The 865-nt window shown below is 45.8% G+C and carries 2 protein-coding genes; both read left to right on the top strand.

Translation table 11 applies throughout. The features are described from left to right. Window positions 1–12: 12 nt before the first annotated feature. Window positions 13–609, top strand: a complete 597-nt coding sequence (gene gspH / locus R7R78_RS25175; protein WP_031809496.1) for a type II secretion system minor pseudopilin GspH — start codon at window positions 13–15, stop codon at window positions 607–609. After that, the coding region (gspI, locus tag R7R78_RS25180) for a type II secretion system minor pseudopilin GspI (protein WP_225474509.1) at window positions 596–865 on the top strand (270 nt) is incomplete at its 3' end. The genes gspH and gspI, both read left to right, overlap by 14 nt.

Below are 865 nucleotides of genomic sequence, written 5' to 3' on the forward strand. Positions count from 1 at the left end.
CTAATGAAACAAATGCGAAAACATAACGGTTTTACATTGATAGAAATTCTATTGGTGCTGGTTTTGCTATCTCTTACCGCGGTGGCGGTGATCACTACGTTGCCTACCAGTCAAAAAGACCTCTCTAAACAATACGCGCAAAGTTTCTTTCAGCGTTTGCAGTTGCTTAACGAAGAAGCCGTACTCAGCGGTAAAGATTTTGGTGTGCGTGTCGACGATACGAAAAAGACCTACACCCTGCTTAGCTTGACCGCTGAAGGCTGGAAGCCGCTAGAAATGAAGCAAATTCCAAGCAAAACCAAATTAGAAGATGACATTGCATTGCAATTGGATCTAGGTGGCGGTGCTTGGGATAAAGACGATCGTTTGTTCGAGCCGGGTTCACTGTTTGAAGACATGTTTGCCGACGAAACTGAAGAAAAGAAAGTGAAACCACCGCAAGTCTTCATTTTCTCGAGCGCAGAAGTCACGCCGTTTACCTTGTCTTTTTTCCCACAAAAAGGCGATGCGTTTAACGATGGTTGGCGAGTGATCGGAAAAGAGAGTGGGCAAATTCTGTTGGTAGCGCCAGGTGAAGAAATGGAAGAGGATGCGAATGCGCAATTTTAAGCAAACTCAACCAAACTTAAACAATCGTCGAGTGCGAGGGATGACGTTGCTTGAAGTGTTGGTTGCACTGGCTATTTTTGCCACCGCGGCGATCAGTGTGATTCGCTCAGTGAGTCAACACATCAACACAGTCAGCTACTTAGAAGAAAAGATGTTTGCAGCAATGGTTGTGGATAACCAAATGGCGAATGTGATGCTAGATACTGGCGCGCTGAAAGCCAAGAATGGTACCGAAGAGCTAGCAGGGCGTACATGG

It is taken from the genome of Vibrio sp. 2134-1, from assembly GCF_033339495.1.